The following is a 21,774-nucleotide window of genomic DNA, read 5'->3' as shown; positions in this document are numbered from 1 at the left end:
CGGTTAGGTTTGAGAATTAGAGAAAAAAACGAGGTTGGGACAGAAGTGTTTAACTCCGAGAAATAAGAAGAAATTAACGAAAATTGCTTTTCAAATTTTTGTGAATTTCGGCTTATTTAAGAAGGAGTTACTTCTGCTCCCACCGTTTATTCGAGAGTCTGTGGCAAAACTGATTTTTAGTTTTGTCCCACGCTCGTTTTTTTTTGAAATTTCCGAAGAACTTGACTTTTGGACGCTGCTTATCCGAGAGTCTCTAGCAAAACTGTAGATTTGTCACACATTCGTTTTCGGAACTTTTTTGCCGACATTTTTTAATTTGATTCTTTATCTGCAACTATTTGAATGGCATCAAAAAAAGACCTGCTACAATAAATGCTTTTTCCGAAACGTACTTGGGGACATCTTGAAAATCTTCTTAAAGTATTTGGACAGATAGTATCCATGTTTAAAACCCGTTAGTTCTGCAATCTCTTCCATAGGTAAATTAGTTGAGATGAGGAGATTTTGTACATTTTTTAAGCGGACCTTCAGCAAATATTCTTTTGGTGAATAGCCTGTTTCTTTTTTGAACAAACGAGAAAGATAAGACGCATTGAAAGAATATTTTTCACTGAGTTGTTGGATCGAAAAATCCTCTTGATAATGATTATCGAGATAATGCAACAAGTCGATAATACGTGAATTATGGGTCCGCAGTGGGGGAATCGACTGATTCGGTTTTTGATAAGAAATACTGCTGAATAGAAGTATGTCCATGATGCTATGGGTTCGTATAAAAAAACTGAATCCAGACAGATCATAGACATATTGTTTTAGAACCATTTGATCCATGACTAAACGTTCTTTCGTCAATCGGTGCATCCCAGCGGATAAATTCAAATAGGATTGGTTAGGGACAACATCCAGACGGAAAAAATGAAAGGAAAGAGGGGCAAGAACTTTTCTTTCAAAAACAGTATGGGGTGGACAGATCAATACGCAAGGACTCTTAGCAATCCCAGAAACCTCGCCAATTTTATAGTAGCACTCTCCTTCAACCAATAAATACAATACCCAAAAACTATCTTGGTCTTCTGCCAATAAAAATTCTTCTTTTTCTTCCCACCAGATATGATCGATTATTTTTATCACTTCCATGTTTTACCTCCAAAAGTCAAAAAAAGCCAAAAACAAGACTAATTTGTATATTGTTAAATATATCACAAAAATTATAATAAAACTATCATGAATTAGGGAGCGGTTACATGAAAAAGATACAAAGTGAAATCATCGTTATTGGTGGTGGCTTAGCAGGCATCTGTGCGGCAATTGCAGCAGCAAGAGAAGGAAAACAGGTAGTATTGATTCAAAATCGCGGTGTTCTAGGGGGGAATTCCAGTAGTGAGATTCGTGTCTGGGTGTGTGGCGCCACAAAACACGGTGTAAATCGATACGCACGCGAGACAGGGATCATGGGTGAATTATTTTTAGAAAATCAGTTTAGAAATCCACAGGGGAATGTTTTTCAGTGGGATCTGTTATTGCTTGAAAAAGTCAAAGAAGAGCAAAATATCCAACTTTATTTAAATACGGAAGTCACTGATGTTACAGTAGAAGGACACACGATCACATCTGTGATTGGTCGAACACAAGGAGCAGAAAATACCTATCAGTTTTTAGGAGAGTACTTCATTGATTGTACAGGTGATGGCATAGTTGGAGAGGGTGCAAAAGCAGAATTCCATATGGGAAGAGAAAGTCGAGAAATGTATGATGAATCTCTTGCACCTGAAGTTGCAGATGATCGAATGTTAGGAAGCACATTGCTTTTTTATACAAAAGATACCGGAGAAAAGACTAAATTTATTGCACCATCATTTGCGAAAAAAATCACAGATACTACCATCATAAAAAATCGAACATTGAATCCAACTGATAATGGTTGTGCCTATTGGTGGATTGAATGGGGCGGGGAGCTGGATACGATCCACGATAATGAAAAGATCAGAGATGAACTGTTATCAGTAGTGTATGGTATTTGGGATCATATCAAAAACTCAGGAGAATATGAAGCTGATACATTAGATTTAGAATGGGTAGGGACTCTTCCTGGAAAACGCGAGTCACGTCGGTTTATTGGCGATTACGTGCTTACTCAAAAAGATATCGAGGATCAAACATTTTTTGAAGATCGCATTGCATTTGGTGGTTGGTCAATCGATCTACATCCCTCAACAGGAATGTACACAGATGCAGCCGGCGCTCGTCATGTCGTAGCAGATGGAATCTATCATTTACCTTACCGGATGCTGTACTCAAAAAATATCGAAAATCTCTATTTCGCTGGCCGTAATGTCTCAGCTAGTCATGTAGCTTTTGGAACGATCCGAGTAATGGCTACTTGTGCAATCTTAGGCGAAGCAGCAGGAACAGCAGCAGCAATGGCTAGTGAATTGCATTGCTCGCCTAGAGATATCTATACGTCATATCTCAATGAGTATCAGCAAAGAATGTTGAAAAATGATGCTTCAGTTATTGGACTGAAAAATAATGACTCCAAAGATTTAGCACGTACTGCTCAGATTAGTGCCACAAGCTCTTTGCAAACGATCGATACGGAGGCTGAACAGCTGCAAGAATTTCCACTGACAAAAAGTGTCGGCTTCCAATTTTATCTGGAAAATCACCCAAAAACAGTGAATCTCTTATTAAAAGCAGAAGCAGAGACAGAATTAGAAATTGAATTTTACACGACTGGTAGGAAAGAAAATTACATTCCAAAGAAAAAAGTAGGGGCACAAACGGTTCAACTGTCAGCAAAAGGACGTGCATGGTATCCTGTTGTTTTACCGACACTTGCAGAACCAGAGAACTTATTTGTAATATTAAAGAAAAATCAACATGTAGTAACGTATCTTAGCGAAACAGTTATCCCTGGAGTGTTAAGCTTCACTGAAGACCCGATCCAAGAATTACGTCAACCAGAGTTACATGATTATGTGCGAGAATCACCTATCCTTTATTGGACAAATCAAAAAATCAATCGTAAAAATGTGGTATTCAATGTTCCCACTACGAGTTATTCAAAAGAACAGATCACAAACGGGTATAAACGTCCATTTGGTTCGCCAAATGTATGGGTATCTAAGCTTGGTTCAAAAGAAACGGAAGTCCTTTGTTTCAATTGGGAGACACCGCAAACGATTTCAGAAGTTTTATTGACTTTAAATGATGACGTCAATGAAGACCTCGTGAATCTTCATCATCACCGAACTACTTTTGACATTATTCCTGAATTGATCAAAGATTATGAAATTTGGGCGCTTGTTGATGGAGAGAGAGTACGACTTGCAAAAGAAGAGGATAATCGTAGCAGACAAAAGAATCATCTATTCCGAAAAGTGAAAACAAACCAATTAGAACTACATTTACATCAAACAAATGGTAGCAATTTCAAGTCATTATATGAAGTCCGAATCTATGGAGGAGAATAACATGAATACACTACAAAATGTTGAAAAACCAAAAAATAAGTTTAAAATGCGTTATGTGATTCTAGCTTTAGTTTTTGTTAACATCGTTATCAATTATATGGATCGTACGAATGTATCAATTGCAATGCCCGAATTGGCAAAAGAAATTGGCTTATCGACAGTCCAACAAGGATTGATTTTTTCAGCATTTGGCTGGATTTATGCAGCCATGCAAGTGCCAGGTGGAATCCTGCTAGATAAGTTTGGGTCGCGAATCATGTATTTCATTAGTTTATTTGGTTGGTCACTAATGACACTATTTCAAGCAAGTATCCATAATTTTGGCCACTTTTTAGGATTACGTTTAGGGGTAGGTTTCTTTGAATCTCCAGTTATGCCTGCAAATAATCGTGCAATTTCCTATTGGTTCCCCGAAAATGAAAGAGGAACAGCAATCGGTATTTATTCTTCTGCACAGTTTTTAGGATTAGCATTTTCCATGCCAATCTTATATGCGATCCATAACTCCATCGGTTGGCGAGGATTATTCATTGTCACAGGAGTGATCGGGATCATTTGGGCATTTGTTTGGTACGTTTTGTATTCTGATCCAAAAAAGAATAAATGGGTGAGCCAACAAGAATTGGCTTATATCAAAGCTGGTGGAGCAGTTTTTGAAGAAGTCAGCGATACAGCTCCCAAGGCTAGTTTAACAAAAGAAAATTTGAAAAAATTATTTACAAAAAAGCTGATCGGTATTTACATTGGTCAATTTGCTATTAGTGGAACATTCTGGTTCTTCTTAACATGGTTTCCATCCTATTTGACTGAAGAAAAAGGTATTTCCTTGAACAAAACTGGCTTTTTATCAAGTATTCCTTATCTAGCTGCCTTTGTCGGAGTTATATTAGCTGGCTATGTATCGGATAAATTAAGTAAGCGTGGTTTTTCTAAAAGTATGTCACGCAAAATACCTGTCATCACAGGGTTACTATTGACTCTATTGATCATGGGAGCAAATTACACATCAAATCCATATCTGATCATCACTTTTATGTCAGTTGCCTTTTTCGGAAATGGACTTGCAACAATCACCTGGGTGTTTGTTACTCTTTTGGCTCCTAGTAATTTGCTTGGTCTTGCTGGCGGTATCTTCAATCTATGTGGCGCTCTTTCTTCCATTGTTATTCCGATCGTCATTGGTTACCTTGTAGCAAATGGGAATTTTTCTTCCGCACTTGTTTTCATAGCTGCTATTGCATTAGTTGGTGCATGCTCGTACATCTTCGTAGTGGGTAAATTGGAAACAGAGGAATAATCAAAAGGTAGGTAGCTTAAAAAATACGATGATAAATCGTGAGCCATTGACTCTATCTGAACTGGCTTCCTTCTATATGTTAACGGTAACAGACACACAATTGGTGCAACTTCCTTTATAATGAAAGAAAGTTACAGGAAGGAAGGTCTGCAAAATGACATACGCAAAAGCATGGTGGAAGGAAGCTGTCGGCTACCAAATTTATCCTGCGAGTTTCAAGGATAGCAATGGGGATGGAATAGGAGATCTAAATGGGATCCGTGAAAAAATCCCTTATTTAAAAGATCTTGGCATCGGTTTTATTTGGATCAATCCTATTTATCCTTCACCGTTTATTGATAACGGTTACGATATCAGTGAGTACCAAGGGATTCTTGGTAAATTCGGGACCATGGAAGACTTCGATCTATTATTAACAGAAGCCCATCAAGCAGGTATCAAGATTATCATGGATCTGGTTATCAATCACAGCTCCGACCAGCATGAATGGTTTATTGAAGCAAAAAAATCAAAAGAAAATCCCTATCATGACTATTATATTTGGGTCGATGGCATACCTGAGGAAAAACCGAATGAGTGGCAATCGATTTTTGGTGGATCCGTTTGGGAATATGAGCCGGAAATCAAACAATACTATCTGCATATTTTCGCAAAAGAACAACCAGATTTGAACTGGGAAAGTACACAGTTGAAAAATGAATTGTTCACGATGATCCGTTGGTGGTTAGATAAAGGTATCGATGGCTTTCGTTTAGATGCGATTTCCCATGTCAAAAAAGATAAATACTCCGTGAAAGCTACCGAAAATCCTTTTTCACCTTTTCAAAATGTCTCAGGAATTGAAGAACATTTGAATGAACTAAAAGATGTCTTTGACGAGTACGACATCCTGACTGTTGGCGAAGCCAGTGGGGTGACGGCAGAGGAAGGACCAGAGTGGGTAGGACCTGATGGCTATTTTGATATGATTTTTGAATTTGACCATATCTCGATATGGAAACATGAAAAAGAAGGCGAACTTGATGTGTTGCAGTTAAAAAAATCCTTGAGTGCCTGGCAGACTTCTTTAGATGGCAAAGGCTGGAATGCTTTGTACATGGAAAACCACGATGTTCCTCGTTCGGTTTCTGTTTTTGGCGATACGAGCGAAGAATTTTGGGCGATTTCTGCCAAAGCAATTGCAATGATGTATTTCTTTTTACAAGGCACGCCTTTTATTTACCAAGGACAAGAAATCGGCATGACCAATGCACCTTTTACATCAATTGAGGAAATCGATGCAGTCGACTCCAAACGTCTATTCAGACAATTGATTCAAGAAGGAAAATCAGAGTCAGAAGCGCTGGACATCGTTGCAGACACGACCCGAGACAACGGTAGAACACCAATGCAATGGTCAGCAGAAGACTTTGCTGGATTTTCGACTAATCAGCCATGGCTAATGATCAACCCAAATTATCCAGTATTGAATGTGGAAGATCAGGAAGAAGATCCCGCATCGATCTTACAATTTTATAAGAAAATGATTCGAATCCGTCGTGCCCATATGGGTTTGATCTATGGTTCTTTCATCGAACATCTTGCGGAGCATTCACAGGTATATAGTTACGAAAGAGTCTTAGAACAAGATCGTTACTTAGTGATCGTCAACTTAACGAATGATCCTGCAGAATATACATTCACTGAAGAAGTGAGCCAACATGCTTGGCAATTGTTGCTTACCAACACAAATCAGCAAAATCGATTATTCAAGAGTTCGGGTACATTAGAACCTTATGAAGCATGCTTATATAAGAAATTGTAAAAAAATACAAAATCCACTAAATTATAAAAGTATATTTTTCATGTGATATTGGTTTTGCAGAGTAAGGGATTGCTTTTATAGTAGACCGGAAACATATCGGAAAAAATTCACTTTGACTAAGTTAAAAGAGGTTGGGACAGAAGTGTTTAACTCCGAGAAATAAGAAGCAATTAACGAAAATTGCTTTTCATATTTTGTGAATCTCGACTTCTTTAAGAAGGAGTTGCTTCTGCTCCCACCGTTTATCCGTTTTTAAAGAATGTGAGACAAAAGTGTTTCTTGCTTTTGTCTCACATTCTTTTATTTGTTTATTCAATGACCAAACCCCGAAAATTTTTTGTCTTGTCAAAAATACTTGTTGTATCAGATAGCTGTAAATCTTTATATGAGGTAGATGGGCTTGTTTCTTTTTTGTGCTGATTGATCTATGCTTGATGCGTTTCGTTATACAGAATCGGATACTTGGGAATATCTATAGTTATGTCATAGCTAATTATCGAGATACTATTCAGATTTAGCACTTAGGAGTAGCATGAAAAAATTTGTGAAAATTTTATTTATTTCATTGCTTTATGGAAAGTAATGGATTAAAATAAATTAATTTTATAAGAAGAGAAAACCTTCAAACCGTCCCCCGAGAAAGCAGGTGTTACCCGTGAATTATTTTACAACTTTATTTTTGACAGAACGCAAAAATCCAAAGTTTCTCGTCTTCTTTTTTATGATTATCAGCTTGACATTGATCAGTTTCGTAGCTACTTTAACAGCAAAAAATGATTTTTTGTTTGCTGAAATTCGAGCCGATCGTGGTGGAGTAAAAAATACGCTAGCAAATTTTCAGCAAGATACATCGACCTCTACAAATGATAAGATATTGGTTAAAAACCTCAATCAACAGACAGAATTATTGGCTCGTATGGAGCAGTCCCTTTTGTTTGAAGACAATGATTTATTTAATCAAGCGGCGGTAGAAATGACTGCGGTTCGGGCTGAATTCTTCCGTTTACCACAAGCAAAAAAGTATGCTACAAATTTTCCAACTCCGCAACAAAACGCATTGAAACAAGTTTTTTATCAAAATATTAAAGCCACTAAACAACCATTGTACGCAAAAAATGATCGCGTGATTTTGGCGGTCTTAGTTTTTTTTAATTTTTTCAGTTTTGGATGGTTTTTACTAAATTCGCTACTGAATTGCAATATTTGGCTGAGCGATCAGTTGCATCTACGAACAGTACAAGGATTTCCCATTTCAAAAACTCAACGGATTAGTACAAAATTGATCTTTTACTTGACGGTTAGTTTGATTGGTCTCCTGATTCCTGTAATCATTGCTGGAGCCACCAGTCTATTCGTACCTAGTGGAAGTTTGACTTATCCAGTCGCAATCTACCTGAACACTTATAAGACCGTTCCTTTTTGGCAATACACTGGCTTTTTGCTAGGACTAAGCTTCTTGATTGCTCTTTTTTCTGCAATATTTTCTTATAGCTTGAATCTTTTGACCAAGAATCTATATTTATCGATTTTTCTCTCCTTCGCAGCTTTCTTTATACCATATTTCTTAGGTGATACTACAAAAATGCTATGGTTTTTACCTTTTAATTATTTGAATCCAGTAGCTGTTTTAGAAGGTTCACACTTAGCTACTTCACAATTAGGGAATTATTGGTCAGGAATTGCTATTTTATTTTTATGGGCCGGTATTTTATTAGGGCTAATCAGCTGGAAGTGGCCAAGGAGGATGAAAAAATGAAAAATTATTTTAAGCTTGAATTGAAATTTTTCTTTCACGACCGAAAAAATCAAGTAATTTTTATTGTTACTTTTTTTGCCAGTCTGTTTTATGCATGGCACATATTTCCCCAAGAAACTCCTATTGAAGTCGTCAATCCGTCAGCAATCCAAGTTCGTTTTCAAGAACGCCAAGCCTTTTTAGATCAACTGGATGTATCTGAAAATTCCCATCCGCTAGTTAAATTTGCTCAGCAAACTTATCCTAAATGGAACCAGCTAGACAAGAAACGCTTGGACAGTTTGGCAGCTAAGAACTATCAAGCATATGCGGAAACAACGGCGAAATGGTACGCTTTTAGCGATAAGATCTACCGACAAAAACTCGTCGACAGCTTACGTTATCCTGATCAATATTATGCCGAACAGAATCCATATGGGTTTTACGATGGTCATTTTGCCTTTCAACGAGAAATTGCCAAGTATCAAGCTCTAGCTAAAAGCAAAAATCCACTGACTATCAGTATCTTCAATGAAAAAACTGCTTAGCAAACTATTTATCGATTGAGCCAGAGCATTCTGCCTTTGTTATTATTAACGATAACGGCTTTTTTTGCTGGTAATTCTTTAGTGAAAGACCGTGAACGACAAAGCATCGTGGATGGCTATCCATTGGGGAAAATTCAGCGATTATTCATTAAAACACTTGTAATTTTTACGGGTATCATTGGTATACTGCTATCTTTTCTCCCAAGTTTCTTGTTGATTGGATTACAAAAAGGGTTTGGAAATCTTTCACTACCGATTCCAATCCATACCAATGACTTTTTAAATAATGGACACTTCCACACCATATCTCTGGGAAATTATTTATTGATTTGGAGTGGCTTCCTGATTTTGTGGTTACTATTTTTGATTAGCTTAAATTTTTGTTTGAGTTTTTTCTTCAAAAACGAAGTACTTAATGTGATGATACTTTTATTACTGATTTTTTCAGAGCAGAGCTATTTCCGTCGAGGGATCGGTAGTTATTATCACTTTGATTGGCTACCCACTTCATATGTCCGGTTCGGGGAGATCATTACCGGCTATCGCAGTTTTCTCTATAGTTCCATTAGCTATACGTTACAAAGTGGATTAGTTACTTTATTTATTAGTAGTGCCATCATGATTTTGATCGTGAGCATTTTTTCTCGAAGAAAGGGGAGGTTATTATGATTGAAGTTAAAGGACTGAATGTCCAATACCAGGATAAAAAAGTTCTAACAGATTTATCGGTCATTTTTCCAACTGGTTCGATTACTGGTTTGGTGGCGCCAAATGGAACAGGCAAATCGACTTTACTGAATACATTAATGAATTATGTACAGCCTTCTAGTGGCACACTGACTTTTGGTGAGGATAAAATAACTTATCGATCCGTAAAAAACGAGCCAAAAATTCATCAACTGATTTCCTTGATGCCTGATCAAAGTGACCTTTACGATTATCTTTCCGGTTTGGAACACTTAACAATGTATCAAAAAATGTGGTCAGAAACCTCACTTGACCCGCAACTTATAATAGAAAAACTACACATGTCCGGTTACGTCAAAAAGAAAGTCGCCCAATATTCTTTAGGGATGCGTCAACGTTTATGTTTTGCGATGCAGTTAGTTGCTAATACCCGCTATATGTTGATGGATGAAGTAATGAACGGTCTGGACCCTACCAATGTGGAATTGATTTCTCAGATGCTATTAGAAAAACGAAGGGAGGGGAAAACCATTTTACTTGCTTCTCATTTACTGGAAAATCTCGAAAAATACAGTGATACAATTCTCTTTTTGCGAGATGGAGGCTTCATTTATCGTCAAGAAAAAGAAACAGTGCAAGAACAAGTTCTATTATTTCCCAAATTAACCCCAGGCTTACAATTGTGGCAAAAAGAAAATCAGTTGGATTTGATTCTAATTCCAAACGGTAAAGTTTATTTACCTTTGACGAAACAATCAGCAACGATTACCGTTCTGCTAGATTCATTATTAGCGCAAGGTATTACCGATTTTTCCCTTGGACATTTGCCTTTAGCGGATCGCTATTCCCTTTATTATGAGTGAGTTTTAAAATGAGAAGTTGTTTTTCAATTGTTATCATAACGTGATGCATCAACATTTCCAGCCTAAAACAGTGAAAATCATATTTTGTTTTTTTTTACTCATTTTTTACATTCATCTTATAGATAAACGGAAGAGAAGAATAACAGAAGAAAAGAGTTCAGGAATTTATCTACAACATACAGCAGTTAGCTACATTGAGTAGGGGATTTGAGCAACAAAATAAAACCACGTATTTACTTGATTAAACATTCGCTATCTTCTATCATTTTAACCAAAATTTTTTGATAATAGCGATTGATTTAATAGGTTAAATAGAAAAGAGGGCCATATGATTCGAAAAGTATCTATTAAAGATGCAAAATATCTAAGAGATATAACAGCTGAAGAATTAGGGTATGATGTAACACTAGAGTTGATGGAACGTCAGATAAAAAAATTGGGAGTGGATGAAGAAAAGCACTTTATTATCGTTTATGAAAAAGAGGAGATAGGGATTCCTATTGGCTATGTTCACGCTGAATTGTATGAAAGTATCTATTCAGAACCAATGTTTAACGTTTTAGGTCTAGCTGTAACGAAGCACTGTCAAACTTCTGGGGTAGGCAGAGCCTTGATGGAGGCACTTGAAGAGGAAGCTAAAAGAAGAAACCTTGTTGGAATCCGGTTGAATTCATCGGAGAAGAGAATGAATGCTCATCAGTTTTATGAGCATATAGGTTATATATCCGACAAAAAACAATAAAGATTTTTAAAAGTTTTTTGAAGTGAATAGATGAACCTTATAACTAATCAACTCAATTAAACAAGTGGCTGGGACAGAAGTGTTTCTTACTTTTGTCCCACGCTCATAATCATGCAGTAAGTCTACCGCGGCCATCAGTTGGTCAGCTTGGTAGATACCAAATACTTCTTTTTGTGTTAGTTGAGTATGTGCTGGTATCGATAAGAAAAACTCTTGTTCGATTTCCTCATCACTAGGGGAATACATTTGATACTCAGTGAAGTAATCTTTATTTGCAAATAGAAAATCCCGAAATTCCGTTTGATCCTGTGGCCAATCTAATTTTCGCCACTTCATGCAGTCACCACCCAATAAGTTTTCCCATCTTTCGTCCGTTGCATAAAACCGTATTCGATCAAATAGCGGCGAAGAGTGACAAAATCAGCAATAAACCGTTTCAGGATCTCATTGACTGCTTTTTCTGAATAGTTTTTAGCAGGTTCAAATTGCTTTGCGATTTCTCCTAAAACGATAATCTTGCGCTTTTCTTTGCTAGGAAATTGGCGGAGGCGGCCACCCTCAGTAAAGTAATTGGCGATGATGGTTGCTTTTTCGCTAGCAGTGATCTGGTAGCGCTCATCTACCATTTTTGCACCGATATGTGGTGGCAAGTAGTCCTCACTTTCCAATAAATTCATCATACTTAAAAAAACACGAGCTTGTCGTTCTTTTTCTCTCAATTTGAAGCGATGGTTGCGGACAGTTGAACTAGAAATTCCTAGACGTTGTGCAATCACGGTGTCACTCAATCTCTGGGCAAATAAATTCAAGATAGTTTGTTGGATATCTGTCAGTCCACTAATTTCGCGATTCTGTTGTAACAAAGCAAAAAGAGGGCCTTGATGAACCTGCTGTAAATGTTGTTGCATCGCTTTTTCTGCCGTTTTCCAAGGATCAGTTGCTGTCTCACTAGGATAAATCAAACCATTCTCAAATTCTGCTTCACAATACAAACAATGGAAGTGATCCTGGTCCTGATAATACCCCCGAGCATAATCAGCTATTTCATAAACAATATCATTTTTAATCTAACTCACTCCAAACAAAATTTATTATGTTTGAAATAAGCTTAATATTTTTACTATTGTTTGTCAAATGGCAAACATTACATTATTTTGTTTATATAAACACAAACAATAATTAATTGTTTACATAATCAGAGATTGAGGTGTTTTCTGTAATGCTGAACTGGGCGCTTTACGGTTCAGCAATTCATTGGAGGAACCATCAACAGATCAAACCAGAAAATTATGTAGTACAAATGTTTCCTTTGGTTGATACTTTTAATAAAGACTATGCCAATCAACTATAAACATCATCTTTAGGGAAGGATTGCATCACTTATTTCGAAAGTGTGTGTAACTCCAACACCATTTAGAACTAAAAAATTTTAGCACCAAATAGCACCAAAAATTGTATATTAGAGAATTAGTAGTATTTCAGGAGTACTTTCCTACCAATTCAGGATCTTTAGGAACAAAGAAAGCGTTTTTTGGTAAACTATATATAATAATAAAGAAAGTAGGAGGGGAGTATAGTGAATCTTTTTGATTTTTGGGGTTTAATGTTTGGCGGTACGACGAAGGATTCCTATGATAAGAAAAACGGAGAACAAAAGTTATGGCCTAGTGTACTCCTGATTGTATTAGCTGTGAGTGGTATATTTATCCTTCATCTGCTCCTATCCGTTTTATGGAAATAGCTGCAATAAGCTGATCCAGATTAGTGTCAACTACTTTCTATAAAGAATCGTAACGTGGCAAATCGGGAACAGCTAAATTTTTGCCTTTTCATTAATCAAAATTTATTAAATAAAGTGAAATCTAATATATGTTTGTAGCAACAACTATTTCACTCGTTGTGGTCCATCTATTCTTACTGATTTCCCCACTTTATAACAGGTGATATGATAAGTATATTCAATGGAATAAAAATTCGATTGAAACTTTGTTTATCTATTGATATAGTTGAACAAACACTGTTGAACTGAGGTTAGAATAGTATGTTCCAGATATTTGGTAAAGAAAACCAAACGTGTGGATTGATTATTTATGAAGGAAGCTTTACTAAAAAGCATTTTGAGACACCGTACTTTATTCTTCATTTGGTGCGAGGCAAGTTGAAAGTCCAGATACATGGTTTCGATAAGACTATACAAGATCAGGGTATCATGGTCTGTGGTACCGATGATATCCAAATTGAAAGTATTGACCAAGAGACATACTTGATTATTTACCAATTATCAAACAAACTTTTGAATACGCATTCAAACAAGTCCACTATCCAACTCGAAACAAAAATCATCGATGTAGAGGAAACATCAGGTAGATTGCTAATGGATAAGTTGAATGACATCATTCACTATATTAGGCAGAATAAAGGACAAATGGATTTTCATTTATCCGCATTATCCTTGGAAACTCTACAGATACTCGTAAATAATTTCTCCGTCAAGCGATTTTTCCAGAATAGTAGTTCAAATGAATGTATTTTTGACATACTGCTGTATATAGAAAATCATTATTCTAGTGTGATAACTCTTGATGATATTTCTGATCGCTTTGATTTCTCGCCAGCATATTTTTCAAGATATTTTAAGAAAAAAACCGGAAGTAATTTTTTGGAGTATCTAACATATTACCGATTAGAGCAAGCAACTAAAAGTATAATAGACTCCTCTTTGAAAATTTCTGAGATTGCTACTCAAAAGGGGTTTAGCAACATCAATAGCTTTAATAAGAAATTTAAAGAGAAATACGGTTGTACACCTAAGGAATATCGGAAAAAATTTTCTCAAGATGAAGGAAATTTAGCTAAAAATACTATAAATAATCAGATTGAACATATTCCTGATCAGGTCATGCTCCAGACTAACGTTCAACATTTCAAAGTATTTCCCTCCCAATCGAGTGAAATAAATCGCTGGCCATGGAAAAATATCATTAACATCGGCAGTGCAGAAGATCTTTTACGAGTTGATTTGAGAAAACACATGACATATCTGAAAGAAAATCTTAGATTTAAATATGTGCGATTTTGGAACCTGTTTACAAAAAATATGAATATGGATCCTTCTATCACTACAAAATATAACTTCGAGAAAATCGACAGTGTCTTGGATTTCATTGTTAGTGAAGAGATGTGCCCGTTTATTGAACTTAGGTATAAAATTCGAAGGATTCATCGGTCAGTTCGAGAAACATTGATACTTGAAAATGAAGACTTCAAGTTTATTCTGAACAGCACGGAATGGTTCGATATGATTAATCAGTTCATGAAACATGTAAATAATCGTTATGGCCGAAAAGAAGTTAATCAATGGATGTTTGAGTTTAGTTTTGAACATTATCAGAATGAGAAAGAGTTAGATGAATTAATCTCTCATTATAAGAAGACGTATCAAACTATTCGAAAAAGTAATTCTTTTGTTAAAATCGGCGGACCGGGAACGATGGCTCAAAATGACGAGTTCTTTAATTACAAGAGAAATTTACACTATTTTAATCAACAAAGAGTAACATTTGATTTTATTTCCTGTTTGATTTATCCCTATCAAGTAAGAGCTGGCGGTGAAAAAAAATCTGTTCGTGTTGAAAATGATGATTTTTTAGAAAATATCGTATCAGAATTAAAAGAGGTTGTTGAAGAATCACCTTATCAAAAAAAAGAAATCATCATTACTGAATGGAATAATACTATATCCAATCGTAATGTCATCAACGATAGTCTTTTTAAAGGAAGCTACTTAATTAAGAACTTTGCTTCGATTATGGATAAAGTTGATGGAATTGCTTATTGGGTAGGATCTGATTTGTTTAGCGAATTTATTGATTCTAGGGATGTTTTGCATGGTGGAGCCGGCCTGATTGCTAAAGGTGGAATACCTAAGCCAGTATTTCATGCATTTCGGTTCATGAATTTCTTGAACGATCACATTCTTTTAAACGAAAAGGGTCTAATTGTTAGTAAGGATGAGGATGAGCGTTATGGAATTATACTACATAACTATATTTCACCAAATATAAAATATTTTCTGATTGGAGAAGATGAGATTGAAATTTCAGATCTTAATAAACTTTTCTCGAATGACAAGAGCAGAAATATAGAATTAATTTTTTATTTTAAACCTGGGAAAAATTTTGAGATAAAAAGCTTCAAAGTAAATCAGGAATATGGCAACATTATTTCTGGGTGGAAGGATATTGGTTATCGAAGTTCACTTTCTAGTAAGGACTTAGAATATCTAATGATGGTATCTGTTCCAAAGATCACCATCAAGCAGGTCTCTAGTGATCTCAATGGCTATCTAGTTTTGAATGAATGTTTAGTTCCTAACGAGTTTACATATATTACAATCAGTCCTATGGAAGAATAAAGTTGTCAAAAAAAGATGATCTTTTTTTGACAGCTTTTTTTGTTTGTGCGGTAAAAATGTAAAAAATAAGTGATTACAGAGCAAAAAGTGAGAAGTTTTCTTCTTTCTAAATTGATAAACTTTAGTTGTAATCATTAAGAGGGAGGTAAAAAGAGATGAACATCAAATTAGGAATCATCGGTTTTGGTGGCATGGGAAAATGGCACGAAAAGAATGCTACGTGTGTGGATGGTATTGAAATCAAAGCCATTTGTGATATTGATCCAACAAAAATTATTAGTATTGAAGAAAAAGGATATCAAATTTATAGATCAGCAGATGAAATGATCGAGAAAGCAGACATAAACACAGTTTTATTAACACTTCCTAATCATTTACACAAAGAAATGACCATCAAAGCTGCCAATGCAGGTCTTAATGTTATAGACGAAAAGCCTGCAGCATTGAATGTGAAAGAATTTGACGAGATGATTGAATCAGTAGAAAAGAATAATGTGTTCTTTACGGTTCATCAAAATAGACGATGGGATCGAGATTATCAAATTGTAAAAAAGTTAGTCACCGAAAAGGAATTGGGGGATGTTTATACGATCGAGTCAAACCTACATACTGCTAATGGTCGAATACATGAGTGGCATTTATATAAGAAATATGGTGGCGGAATGATGTATGACTGGGGAGTACATCTGATTGATCAAGTAATGCAGATGATGAAGGGGGCTAAATTACTCACTATTTTTGCGGATATCAGAAGTATCATCAATGATGAAGTAGATGATTATTTCAATATTACATTGAAATTCGATAATGGAGTCACTTATCACATTGAACTAGGAACTTATTTTTTAAAATATCAACCACGATGGTTAGCTGCTGGAAATCGTGGAACAGTATATATCAATTCTTTTGGCTGCGATGGCGGAATTGTAAGAACGAGTGAACTCCTGAATAAATTACCCGCTCGAATCGCGGAAACAATCGCAGGACCAACCCGCCAATTTGCTCCACAACCCTCGGGAGTGTTATATGAGGATCCACTACCGGAAGTAGAGACTGAATGGACTGACTTTTATAAGAATGTTGTTGCTGCAGTTAATGGGAGAGAAGAACCATTAATAAAAGTCTCGGAAGTTCGAGAGGTTCTTTCGATAATGGAAGCAATTTTTCAATCGAGTGAAATGAACCAATCAATAAGCTTTGAATAAGGAGGAAAGATAATGAAATTAGGAATTGTCAGTGCAATTTTTGATCAAAGCAATTTTGAAGAAATGATTGATATTGTTGCGGAAAATGGATTGGATTGTGTTGAAGTAGCATGTTGGCCTAAAGGAAAAGTGGAACGTCGATATTCAGGAGTTTCACACATTGACACTAAAAATTTAACAAGTGAAAAGGCGCAAAAGATTTTAGCGTATTGCAAGAAAAAAGGAGTTGAAATTTCCGCTCTTGCCTACTATCCAAATCCACTCGATGAAAATTTGGAAAAAAGGAAAGAAGTAATCAAGCATCTTTATTCGGTGATTGATGCATCGAAACTCTTAGGCATCAATTTGGTAACCACATTTATTGGAAGAATGCCAAGTAAAACAATTTCTGAGAATTTAGAAGAAATAGCAAAAGTGTGGAAACCGATCATGAAATACGCCGAAGAAAAAAATGTTCGAATCGGTATTGAAAACTGTCCAATGCTCTTCACTGAAGTTGAGTGGCCAGGCGGACAGAATCTAATGACGTCACCAAGTAATTGGCGTAAAATTTTCTCTTGCATTGACAGTGATTACCTAGGAATCAATTACGATCCTTCTCATTTTATTTGGCAAAAAATTGATTATATCAAGCCATTATACGAGTTTAAGGAGAAGCTTTTCCATGTTCATTATAAAGATATCAAGGTCTATCAGAATAAGTTGGAGGATGTCGGAATGATGGCAACTCCATTGGAATATATGAGTCCTAAACTTCCAGGTTTAGGAGATGTCGATTGGGGTAAATATGTATCCGCTTTAACAGATATCGGTTATGAAGGAGCTACCTGTATTGAAATCGAGGATAAAGCATTCGAAAAAAATTATGAAGACATCAAAAAATCAGTCACATTAAGCACACGCTATCTTAGAAATTTCGTGATCTGAACGAAAGAAAAGAGGAAGAAAAATGGCAAATCTTAAAATTGGAATTATTGGTTGTGGTGGCATCGCGAATCAAAAGCATTTTCCCGCGTTGACACTACAAAAGGACAAGGCTGAAATGGTTGCTTTTTGTGATACTAAGGTTGAAAGAGCAAAAGAAGCTTGCGAAAAATTTGGAGTTGAAGGAGCGAAGTATTATAAAGATTACAATGAGCTACTCGCTGATTCATCCATCGATGTCATCCATGTTTGTACCCCGAACATAAGTCACAGTCCCATCACTGTTGCAGCATTTGAAGCTGGAAAACATGTTTTATGTGAGAAACCGATGGCACACAATACAGAGGCTGCGCAAAAAATGATGGATGCTTGGAAGAAATCTGGTAAAAAATTTACAATCGGTTATCAAAATCGATTTCGTGAAGAAGTGCGATCTCTGCATGAATCCTGTGAAAAAGGCGGTCTTGGAGATATTTATTTTGCAAAAGCTCATGCACTTCGACGAAAAGCTGTGCCAACATGGGGAGTATTCCCTGATAAATCGCAACAAGGCGGTGGACCATTAATCGATATCGGTACACATGCGTTAGATATTACATTATGGATGATGAACAATTATGAGCCTGAATCTGTAAATGGCTCAGTCTTTCATAAATTAGGAACTTTGCCAGGGGCGGATGAAGGGAATATGTTTGGTCCATGGGATACGGACAATTTTGAGGTGGAGGATTCTGCATTTGGCTTCATTAAGATGAAAGATGGCGCAACAATTTTCTTAGAAACTTCATGGGCTTTGAATATTTTAGAATCGAAAGAAGCGGCTACGACACTATGCGGAACAAAGGCAGGAGCACAAATCAATTCGGGTATGAGTTATAAAACGAATGAATTGATTCTGAATCAGTCTCATAATGGGATGCTTACTCAAGAGGAATTGAGTTCAGCCGGAAATATTGCTTATTTTGAAGGTGCCAGTAATGCACCCGAAGTATTAGAAGCAAAACAATGGTTGGAAGCAGTCTCTAATAATACTGAACCTTTAGTTAAGCCAGAGCAAGCGTTTGTTGTTACACAAATTTTGGATTCAATTTATACATCAGCGGAATTGGGTAAAGAAGTGAAAATCGGATAAAGATGATAGGAGGAATTACGTAATGGCTTTTGCGATGAAAATGCGATTTGTAGATGTAATTACCGATCACACATTAAAAAATAATTGGGCGAACGGAGAAAAAATAGGCTATCAGTTTGATATTCGATTAGGTTACTATCGTGGACATTATCTATCAGCAATTGACGAGTTTGAAGTAACGGTAGATGGAGAAAAAATAGAAAATCAAAATCTGAGGTTTTGTATTAACGGGAAAAAATTTGCGCCTAATCAGTTAAAAGAATGTTTCACTGAATTTTGGAATCTAACAGATCCAGCGACAATCATGGTAATAAAAAAGAATGGTCTGACAACCGGAACTCATCAAATCAAGGTTCATTTGATGCTGAGAATTCCTTATATGCAGATTGGACAAGGGCATCAGTTTATGCCTTTAGATAGCGGACAAGAAAAAGAAGTACAATTATTCGATTAAGGAGTGAGAGGATGAGCAATATTAAACTTGGTGCAACTCTTTTTACATTTACGATGGAGTACGCTAATGGCACATATACATTTGAAGATTGTGTAAAAAAAGCTGCTGAATGCGGCGCAGAAGGTTATGAAATTGTAGCAACCCAAATGATTCCATCTTATCCTTACATTAGTAATGAGTTTTTAGAATTAGTCAACGACTGCAAAAGAAAGTATGGAATTGGACCAATTTGTTACTCTGCTAGTAATGATTTAGGAATGAGATATGACCGTAATTTGACTGAAGATGAGTTGCTAGAAGCAGCAATCGTTGATATTCAAAGTGCACACAAATTAGGGTGCAGTATTTTAAGAGCTCAATTTGTGCTCCCTCCGACTGTTCTGGAAAGGCTTGTACCTTATGCAGAATTGTACGATGTAAAGGTTGGAATTGAAATACATAACCCTGAAACGCCTTCTACACCATATATTCAAGAAAATTTGGCAGTGATTAAAAGATCTGGTTCTAGTCACATCGGATTTATTCCAGATTTTGGTTGTTTTGCCACAAAACCGAATAAACCACATTGGGATAAAGCAATCGCAGCAGGTGCCTCTGAGGAACATTTAAAAATAGCAGCTGAAATGCGTTATGGTGATGAACCAATGGATGTAGTGATGAAAAAGATGCGTGAATTAGGTGCTGCTGAAGCCATCTATCCAGCAGTTCAAGGAATGTACGGTTTTGTTCAATTCAATAAAAATTGGGACAAAGAAGGTCTGAAAGCAATCATTCCTTACACGTTTGAATTCCACGCAAAATATCATTGGATGTTGGAGAATAATCGCGAGGCAAGTATCCCTTATGAAGAAATTTTACCTGTCATCCAAGAATCTGATTTTTCGGGATATATCATGTCAGAATTTGAAAATGAAGCGTATGTCAGTGGTTATGATATGTTACAACGTCATATAATTATGGAAAAAGAAATTCTTGGAAAATAGACTAAAGAAATAGGCGCATGGGACAAAAGTAAGAAACACTTTTGTCCCATGCTTTAAAAACGAATAAACGGTGGGAGCAGAAGCAACTCCTTCTTAAATAAGCCGAAATTCACAAAAGTTTGAAAAGCGATTTTCGTTGATTTCTTCTTATTTCTCGGAGTTAAACACTTCTGTCCCAACCTCCTATTTCAAATATCTGGAAAAGAGGGAAAGCAGTGAAATTATATTTTGTTCGTCATGGTGAAACTTATTTAAACAAGTATAAAAAAATGCAAGGGTGGTCCGATTCACCATTGACAAAAGAAGGTGAAGCCATTGCTCGAAAAACAGGAAAAAGGCTTGGAAATATCCCATTCTCTGGAATCTATACAAGCGATTTAGGACGAACGATTCAGACCGCTCATTTGATTTTGGAAGAGAATAAATATGTGAATTCAGGTGCTACTGTACCTATGAAGGAATTTAGAGAAACTTTTTTTGGATCATTTGAAGCTGATTATGGTTGGAATGTTTACCCAAAAATAGCAGAAAAGCACGGAATACTGGAGAAGGATGTATTTCAACAACTCTCTCTACAACAAATTTCTGATACGATGAAAGAATTAGACCCGTATAATGATGCAGAGTCCTATGGTGAATTTCAACTGCGCCTTGAGCGAGGGATAGCAAAAATACTTGAAAATGCAAATGAAATGACAGATATCTTAATAGTGACACACGGAAATACGATCCGTCATATTGTAAATAAAATTAGTCCCGATACAAACGTTTTCCAAGAAATTACCAATTCAAGTGTGACCATACTAGAATATCAAGATAAAAAACTACGATTGCTAGCTTTTAACCAATAGAAAATGAACATGTGATTTAAAGAGGTGACAATATGCTAGATTCAATCGTTGAAAAAGATTTAGATGGGGTGTCAATAAAAATTGGACTGATAGTAACTCAAGAAGAAATAGTTAAGTAGTAGCCGATTATTTCTTGTGTCAAGTAGCTAGAAAGGATAAAGAAATGTTTAACTTTTTTAAAGGAAAATCAAATGACTGTGCATTTTATGCACCAAGTACAGGTAAATTGATAAAAATCAGTGACATTGATGACCCGGTATTTTCTAACCGATTGTTGGGAGATGGTTATGGAGTCGAACCAAATCAAGAAATAGTTTATTCGCCTGTTTATGGAACGATCACGACGATATTTCCAACAAAACATGCAATTGGGATTCAAACAAAAGCAAAAGATGAAATTCTTGTGCATATTGGGATTGATGCCGTTGAATTAGCAGGAATACCCTTTGAAATATTTGTAAAAATTGGAGAAAAAGTTACCCCAAAAACGAAAATCGCCACTATTAATTTGAAAATGTTGAAAGAGTTAGAGAAACTTGCAACAATTATCGTGGTTTATACAAATCGTCCGAGCGTAAAGGAATTTGAGAACTTAGAAAACAAGAATGTAATAGCTAGAGATAAACTAGGAGAACTAAGTCATTAATAGAAGGAGAAATCAG

At 36.0% G+C, this 21,774-nt stretch carries 20 protein-coding genes and 1 pseudogene; 18 read left to right on the top strand and 3 right to left on the bottom strand.

Annotated features, from left to right (window positions below; genetic code table 11):
- Positions 1-34: 34 nt before the first annotated feature.
- A pseudogene (locus CJZ72_RS15145) lies at positions 35-154 on the top strand (DUF3788 family protein); the annotation flags it as partial.
- 209 nt (positions 155-363) lie between these two features.
- Here the strand turns inward: CJZ72_RS15145 and CJZ72_RS11910 are convergent.
- Positions 364-1,137: a helix-turn-helix domain-containing protein gene (locus tag CJZ72_RS11910; protein WP_081133604.1), complete on the bottom strand. Its 774-nt coding sequence runs from the start codon at positions 1,135-1,137 to the stop codon at positions 364-366.
- Positions 1,138-1,244: 107 nt separating this feature from the next.
- On the opposite strand from CJZ72_RS11910, the gene CJZ72_RS11905 reads away from it, so the two are divergent.
- The 8 genes from CJZ72_RS11905 to CJZ72_RS11870 all read left to right on the top strand — a co-directional run bounded on the left by CJZ72_RS11905 (position 1,245) and on the right by CJZ72_RS11870 (position 11,149).
- The gene (locus CJZ72_RS11905) at positions 1,245-3,473 is read left to right on the top strand and encodes an FAD-dependent oxidoreductase (protein ID WP_095443872.1); all 2,229 of its coding nucleotides are present in this window, start codon (positions 1,245-1,247) and stop codon (positions 3,471-3,473) included.
- A 1-nt stretch (position 3,474) separates the two neighbouring features.
- Complete coding sequence (locus CJZ72_RS11900) at positions 3,475-4,770, top strand: MFS transporter (RefSeq protein ID WP_095443871.1); 1,296 nt, start codon at positions 3,475-3,477, stop codon at positions 4,768-4,770.
- A gap of 154 nt (positions 4,771-4,924) precedes the next feature.
- Positions 4,925-6,574: a glycoside hydrolase family 13 protein gene (locus CJZ72_RS11895; protein ID WP_095443870.1), complete on the top strand. Its 1,650-nt coding sequence runs from the start codon at positions 4,925-4,927 to the stop codon at positions 6,572-6,574.
- Between the two features lie 721 nt (positions 6,575-7,295).
- Positions 7,296-8,330 carry a hypothetical protein gene (locus tag CJZ72_RS11890; RefSeq protein ID WP_151194931.1) on the top strand — a complete coding sequence of 345 codons (1,035 nt, stop codon included), beginning with the start codon at positions 7,296-7,298 and terminating at the stop codon, positions 8,328-8,330.
- Positions 8,327-8,857, top strand: a complete 531-nt coding sequence (locus CJZ72_RS11885; protein ID WP_081133600.1) for a hypothetical protein — start codon at positions 8,327-8,329, stop codon at positions 8,855-8,857. Before CJZ72_RS11890 ends, CJZ72_RS11885 begins: the two co-directional genes overlap by 4 nt.
- A 15-nt stretch (positions 8,858-8,872) precedes the next feature.
- Positions 8,873-9,526, top strand: coding sequence for a hypothetical protein (locus CJZ72_RS11880; RefSeq protein ID WP_157728891.1), 654 nt, complete (start codon positions 8,873-8,875; stop codon positions 9,524-9,526).
- Positions 9,523-10,407 carry an ABC transporter ATP-binding protein gene (locus CJZ72_RS11875; RefSeq protein WP_081133598.1) on the top strand — a complete coding sequence of 295 codons (885 nt, stop codon included), beginning with the start codon at positions 9,523-9,525 and terminating at the stop codon, positions 10,405-10,407. Before CJZ72_RS11880 ends, CJZ72_RS11875 begins: the two co-directional genes overlap by 4 nt.
- 328 nt (positions 10,408-10,735) lie before the next feature.
- Positions 10,736-11,149: a GNAT family N-acetyltransferase gene (locus CJZ72_RS11870; protein WP_095443868.1), complete on the top strand. Its 414-nt coding sequence runs from the start codon at positions 10,736-10,738 to the stop codon at positions 11,147-11,149.
- Between the two features lie 6 nt (positions 11,150-11,155).
- On the opposite strand, the gene CJZ72_RS11865 is transcribed toward CJZ72_RS11870, so the two are convergent.
- Entirely contained in the window at positions 11,156-11,485 is a 330-nt protein-coding gene (locus tag CJZ72_RS11865; protein WP_227260296.1) for a hypothetical protein, read from the bottom strand.
- Complete coding sequence (locus tag CJZ72_RS11860; protein WP_081133596.1) at positions 11,482-12,216, bottom strand: DUF2087 domain-containing protein; 735 nt, start codon at positions 12,214-12,216, stop codon at positions 11,482-11,484. Before CJZ72_RS11860 ends, CJZ72_RS11865 begins: the two co-directional genes overlap by 4 nt.
- Positions 12,217-12,368: 152 nt before the next feature.
- Between CJZ72_RS11860 and CJZ72_RS14950 the strand changes: the two genes are divergently transcribed.
- The 9 genes from CJZ72_RS14950 to CJZ72_RS11815 all read left to right on the top strand — a co-directional run bounded on the left by CJZ72_RS14950 (position 12,369) and on the right by CJZ72_RS11815 (position 21,758).
- Positions 12,369-12,500 carry a hypothetical protein gene (locus CJZ72_RS14950; RefSeq protein WP_260453165.1) on the top strand — a complete coding sequence of 44 codons (132 nt, stop codon included), beginning with the start codon at positions 12,369-12,371 and terminating at the stop codon, positions 12,498-12,500.
- 729 nt (positions 12,501-13,229) lie between these two features.
- Positions 13,230-15,563: a GH39 family glycosyl hydrolase gene (locus CJZ72_RS11850; RefSeq protein WP_198324537.1), complete on the top strand. Its 2,334-nt coding sequence runs from the start codon at positions 13,230-13,232 to the stop codon at positions 15,561-15,563.
- 155 nt (positions 15,564-15,718) lie between these two features.
- Positions 15,719-16,768, top strand: coding sequence for a Gfo/Idh/MocA family protein (locus CJZ72_RS11845; protein WP_095443867.1), 1,050 nt, complete (start codon positions 15,719-15,721; stop codon positions 16,766-16,768).
- Positions 16,769-16,780: 12 nt separating this feature from the next.
- Complete coding sequence (locus CJZ72_RS11840; RefSeq protein WP_081133593.1) at positions 16,781-17,695, top strand: sugar phosphate isomerase/epimerase family protein; 915 nt, start codon at positions 16,781-16,783, stop codon at positions 17,693-17,695.
- 22 nt (positions 17,696-17,717) lie between these two features.
- Positions 17,718-18,824: a Gfo/Idh/MocA family protein gene (locus CJZ72_RS11835; protein ID WP_081133592.1), complete on the top strand. Its 1,107-nt coding sequence runs from the start codon at positions 17,718-17,720 to the stop codon at positions 18,822-18,824.
- A 22-nt stretch (positions 18,825-18,846) separates the two neighbouring features.
- Entirely contained in the window at positions 18,847-19,278 is a 432-nt protein-coding gene (locus tag CJZ72_RS11830) for a C-glycoside deglycosidase beta subunit domain-containing protein (protein WP_081133591.1), read from the top strand.
- A gap of 11 nt (positions 19,279-19,289) precedes the next feature.
- Positions 19,290-20,261 carry a sugar phosphate isomerase/epimerase family protein gene (locus CJZ72_RS11825; RefSeq protein WP_081133590.1) on the top strand — a complete coding sequence of 324 codons (972 nt, stop codon included), beginning with the start codon at positions 19,290-19,292 and terminating at the stop codon, positions 20,259-20,261.
- 215 nt (positions 20,262-20,476) lie between these two features.
- Positions 20,477-21,112, top strand: coding sequence for a histidine phosphatase family protein (locus tag CJZ72_RS11820; protein ID WP_095443866.1), 636 nt, complete (start codon positions 20,477-20,479; stop codon positions 21,110-21,112).
- A gap of 163 nt (positions 21,113-21,275) precedes the next feature.
- Complete coding sequence (locus CJZ72_RS11815; RefSeq protein ID WP_081133588.1) at positions 21,276-21,758, top strand: PTS sugar transporter subunit IIA; 483 nt, start codon at positions 21,276-21,278, stop codon at positions 21,756-21,758.
- The last annotated feature ends 16 nt before the right edge of the window (positions 21,759-21,774 follow it).

It is taken from the genome of Enterococcus durans (assembly GCF_002277935.1).
Classification (GTDB): domain Bacteria; phylum Bacillota; class Bacilli; order Lactobacillales; family Enterococcaceae; genus Enterococcus_B; species Enterococcus_B durans.
The sequence above is the reverse complement of the archived record's forward strand: the minus strand, read 5'-3'. Positions and strand labels throughout refer to the sequence as shown.